This window comes from Ameyamaea chiangmaiensis (assembly GCF_013376175.1).
GTDB classification, from domain to species: domain Bacteria; phylum Pseudomonadota; class Alphaproteobacteria; order Acetobacterales; family Acetobacteraceae; genus Ameyamaea; species Ameyamaea chiangmaiensis.
This window is the reverse complement of the sequence record NZ_JABXXR010000183.1, coordinates 1-4,645: the sequence shown is the minus strand read 5'-3', so window position 1 is coordinate 4,645 and position 4,645 is coordinate 1. Positions and strand designations below refer to the sequence as shown.

Annotated in this window: 3 protein-coding genes, 1 pseudogene and 1 riboswitch; of the genes and pseudogenes, 1 reads left to right on the top strand and 3 read right to left on the bottom strand. The window is 64.1% G+C overall.

Annotated features, from left to right (window positions below):
- Positions 1–123: 123 nt before the first annotated feature.
- From thiC to HUK82_RS14605, 3 genes are all read right to left on the bottom strand, one after another.
- On the bottom strand, positions 124–2,007 hold the full coding sequence (gene thiC, locus HUK82_RS14615) for a phosphomethylpyrimidine synthase ThiC (protein WP_176614650.1): 1,884 nt from the start codon (positions 2,005–2,007) through the stop codon (positions 124–126).
- 74 nt (positions 2,008–2,081) lie between these two features.
- Positions 2,082–2,191: riboswitch (TPP riboswitch) on the bottom strand.
- A gap of 105 nt (positions 2,192–2,296) precedes the next feature.
- Positions 2,297–3,169, bottom strand: a complete 873-nt coding sequence (locus tag HUK82_RS14610; protein WP_176614649.1) for a LysR family transcriptional regulator — start codon at positions 3,167–3,169, stop codon at positions 2,297–2,299.
- A gap of 315 nt (positions 3,170–3,484) precedes the next feature.
- On the bottom strand, positions 3,485–4,159 hold the full coding sequence (locus HUK82_RS14605; RefSeq protein ID WP_176614648.1) for a hypothetical protein: 675 nt from the start codon (positions 4,157–4,159) through the stop codon (positions 3,485–3,487).
- A 217-nt stretch (positions 4,160–4,376) separates the two neighbouring features.
- Here HUK82_RS14605 and HUK82_RS14600 point away from each other — a divergent pair.
- Positions 4,377–4,645 (top strand): annotated as a pseudogene (locus HUK82_RS14600) (diaminopimelate epimerase); the annotation flags it as partial.

The following is a 4,645-nucleotide window of genomic DNA, read 5'->3' as shown; positions in this document are numbered from 1 at the left end:
CGCGGTGCCCGGCCGTGGGTTGCCGAAGCCAGCGACCACGGCATGCCGAACCTGCCGCTGGCCCGGGCGGAGTAAGGGCGGCGCCCGGCCTCGGTGTCCCCGGGCCGAAGCCCGGGGAACTGGTTACGCCAGGCTTACGTCGATCTTGCTGCCGCCTGAGCGGAACTTCTCGCTCATGTCCGTCAGGCCGGCGCGGATCTGTGCCGATGACAGGGTGGCCGAGTCATTCTGGCCGCGCGCCGCGTCGCGAATGTCCTGACTGATTTTCATCGAGCAGAACTTCGGTCCGCACATCGAACAGAAATGCGCCGTCTTGTGGGCTTCCTTGGGCAGGGTTTCGTCGTGGAAGCAGCGTGCGGTCTCAGGGTCGAGGCCGAGATTGAACTGGTCTTCCCAGCGGAATTCGAACCGTGCGCGGGAAATCGCGTCGTCATGCAGGCGCGCCGACGGGTGGCCTTTGGCAAGGTCGGCCGCGTGCGCCGCCAGCTTGTAGGTGATGACGCCCGTCTTCACGTCGTCACGGTCGGGCAGCCCCAGATGCTCCTTGGGCGTGACGTAGCAGAGCATCGCCGTGCCGAACCAGCCGATCATCGCTGCCCCGATGGCGGAGGTGATGTGGTCGTAGCCCGGTGCGATGTCGGTCGTCAGCGGGCCGAGCGTGTAGAACGGTGCTTCGCCGCAATGCTTGAGTTGCTCGTCCATGTTGGCCTTGATCTTGTGCATCGGCACGTGACCGGGGCCTTCGATCATGACCTGACAGCCGTGGTCCCAGGCGACCTGCGTCAGTTCGCCCAGCGTGCGCAACTCGGCGAACTGGGCGTCGTCGTTCGCATCCGCGATCGAGCCGGGGCGCAGGCCGTCGCCCAGGCTGAAGGTCACGTCATAGGCGCGCATGATCTCGCAGATCTCGGCGAAATGCTCATACAGGAAGCTCTCGCGGTGATGGGCGAGGCACCATTTCGCCATGATCGAGCCCCCGCGCGAGACGATGCCCGTCACCCGGTTGGCCGTCAGCGGCACGAACGGCAGGCGCACGCCTGCGTGGATGGTAAAGTAGTCCACGCCCTGTTCGGCCTGTTCGATCAGGGTGTCGCGGAACACGTCCCAGGTCAGGTCTTCGGCGATGCCATCCACCTTTTCCAGCGCCTGATAGATCGGCACGGTCCCGATCGGCACCGGCGCGTTGCGAACAATCCAGTCGCGGATGTTGTGGATATTGCGGCCCGTCGACAGGTCCATAACCGTATCCGCGCCCCAGCGCGTGGCCCAGACCATCTTGTCCACCTCATCGGCGACATGGCTGAGCACGGCGGAGTTGCCGATGTTGGCGTTGATCTTCACCAGGAAGTTGCGCCCGATGATCATCGGTTCGACTTCAGGGTGGTTGATGTTCGCCGGGATGACCGCGCGCCCGCGGGCGACTTCGTCGCGCACGAACTCCGGCGTCACGAAATCGGGGACGGAGGCGCCGAAATCCTCGCCATCACGCATGACCTGCGCATCTTTCGCGCGACGCAGGTTTTCGCGAATGGCGATGTATTCCATCTCCTCGGTGACGATGCCCGCCCGCGCGTATTCGAGTTGCGTCACCGGCCGCCCGGCGCGACCGCGCAGGATCGTGCGTCGGCTGTTGTCGAATTCCGGGGCCAGCATCTCGCCAGTGGCGCCCCCGTTATCCTCAGGCCGGACCACGCGGGGCACGGCCACGGCATCCGCGTCGCCCCGGCGGGCGATCCAGGCCGATCGCACATCGGGCAGGCCACGCGCGATGTCAATGGTCGCGGCGGGGTCGGTATACGGGCCGGACGGGTCGTACACCACGACCGGCGCCTCATTCGCGCTGGGATGCAGGTCGATCTGGTGGAACGGCACCCGCAGATCGGCAAAGCGTTCGCCGGTGTCGTAGACCTTGCGGCCACCTGCGCGCGGACCGACGGTCACGTCGCCGGTCGCGGGGGCACGCGACGGATTTTTACGAGCGATGTCAGGTTTGGTTTGGATGTTCATGGCGCGTCTCCTGCTGTTCAGGAAGAGCCGCGCCGGCGTCAGTCGCAGGAAGACGGGCCGGCCGTCCCCGGTCGATGCCCGCTTGTGTCCCATCCCTTCGCCGGCATGACCCGGATCAGGTTCGACGGGTCAGGGGCTTCACCCCACTCTCAGCCGCCTGATGGCGACCCCCCGGAGAACTGAAGCGACTTTAGAGGTCAGGCAGCGTGAGCGGTCAAGCGTCCTGTGGTCACGAATGCATGTTCCGCCACCTCCGCGCCCCGCCTGGCTGCGAGGGGGGCTTGCTCCGTCATGGCTTGAAGGTCTTGTCCATCGCTTGCACGAAGCGCGAGATGAACTGGATGCGCGTCGACTTGCCCGACCACAGAAGGCCAACGGTACGGGCCGGCGCGGAGGGATGAAGTGGAATCTTGCGCACCTTGGACGCCGTAGTCGGGATGGAGGGCCAGTCTGGAACCAGGGCCACGCCAACACCGGCATTCACCATCGCCATGATCGCTTCGATCGAATCGAGTTCCAGCACATCCTGAGGGTGGAGACTGTTGCGGATCAGATAGGCGTTGGCCATCTGCCCGCTCCATTGTGTCCGGTCGAACCGGATGAACGGGCGGCTACGCAGTATCTCGTGGGGATCTGACAAGGTTTCGTTCGGCGGAGCGAGCACGACCAGCGGCTCGGAGCGGATGCGACGCCACTGATAGCCTTTCGGCAGTTCGAAAGGCGGCTCGGCGATCACGACCGCATCGAGCGTGTCGTCCAGAAGGCGTTTGTAAAGCTCGGAAGATGTCCCATGATCGACCAGAAGCTCGATCTGCGGGAACTGCTTGAAAAACGTGGCCAGAACGGCGGGAAGAGAGCCTTTCAGCTGCGATGAGATCGCTCCTACGCGCAGTTTGCCGACCGGCGGCTCAGAGGTGCCGTTTGCGCTGAGGTCGCGCACCTGGGCGATGATGGCGCGGCTTTGTTCGACGATGGCCGAGGCGTGTTCCGTCGGCCGTACACTGCGTCCGCTGCGCTGCAGCAGTTCGTGGCCGATCTCATGTTCCAATGTCTGTATACGCTGCGAGACGGCGGCTGGTGTGATGTTGAGTTGCCGTGCGGCGTCCGCAAGCGAACCGCGCTCGATGACCAGAAGAAGCGTTTCCAGAAAGCGAGTGTCCACTTAAATCGATCTTTCACGTCCCGGTCTGGCCGGCGATTTCATAAACGCGTAGCTTCGCACAAATCCACTTTCGATATGCGACCTATTACAATTCCTTATAAAAGGCGCATATGTGATATGCAACGTAGCATGTCACGTACGCCGTAGGAATGCCCGATACTCGACTCTGGCGCTCCGAAACCGTTCGTTCGGACCGCAGAGTGTCCGAACGATGGTCTATAAAGTCCGATCGGTCAGTATATATGACTGAATAATCGCGGACGGATCAGCCTGTCTAAGCATTTTGGAAGGCAGAAGGCAGGCCGCGCCTGACGATCACACCATTCCAATCCCTACCCGTTCCATCTCTGCCTTTCTTTTGGGCAAATTAAAGGCAGACTGGGGTGGGTTCATACGGATACGGTGCGTCAGGGGCACGATCATCTCGGCGACGGCCACCATCGTCGTGTCCGGCTCGCGTGGGACCAGGACGAAGCGGCACAGCCCCCCTGCCACGTAGCGGCCAAGCTGGTCGGCGACGTCCAGCGGCGTGCCGATCAGGGCGGATGCGGCGTCAAACGGCGCGGTCGCCTCGGCGATCAGCGCGTCAGCCACACGCCATGCGTCACGGAGGCGGGGGCGGAGCAAAATATCGAGCTGGATCAGGCACAGCGTGTCACGCGACACGTGCTCCAGCGCCGCCGCCGCTGCGGAAGGGGTGGCGCCATCAAACAGAAGACCGGTCTGCTGCGATCCATCGGGCAGACCCAGTGTGCGGACCGGGCGGCCGGTGACGGGGCCGATCGTGCGTCGTTCGCCGTCGATGCCCCAGGCTTCGGGTGCACGCAGGCCTGTCGTCCGCCGGTCTGACCCTGTCTCCTGGACGGGCATCAGGGCACCGGCCAGCCCCAGCGCCCCGGCCGCCTCCCAGTGTGTCCACGCCGTCGCGCCGCCGGCCTCCAGAGACCACAGCAGCCGGGCTTCTCGACAGGCCAGATCGGACGTGAACATGAAAGCATCCCCTGCGTGCTTGGCGTCGGCTGCCCCGGGGCAGCGGTCGGACGCCGCCTTAACAGGGGCGCGGACTACAGGGGAGCGAAATTAAAGTGACCATGTTTCAAAACGTTAAAGGAAACTTTTCACAGGCTACCGTAACGCTGGAAACATCCCGCGCGCGCGGTGCACTCGGCAGTCGCATTTCCCTCGCGACTTCTCTTATAAGACGCGGATGCGGACACCTTTTCTGAAGATGCATGGCCTTGGGAACGACTTCATCATCATTGATGAGCGCCCGGTCAGGTACGACCTCACACCGGCACGCATCGCAGCCCTGAGCGACCGCCATCGCGGCATCGGCTGCGACCAGCTTGTGCTCCTGCGTCCGGCCTGCGCGCCGGGCGCGGACGTGTTCGTGCGGTTTTTCAACGCCGACGGCAGCGAGGCCGGCGCCTGTGGCAACGCCTCGCGCTGTGTCGCGCGCCTCCTGGCCGATGAGAC

Coding starts and splice junctions, on each gene's coding strand:
- thiC (WP_176614650.1), bottom strand. CDS start 2,007: ATGAACATCCAAACCAAACCTGACATCGCTCGTAAAAATCCGTCGCGT.
- HUK82_RS14605 (WP_176614648.1), bottom strand. CDS start 4,159: ATGTTCACGTCCGATCTGGCCTGTCGAGAAGCCCGGCTGCTGTGGTCT.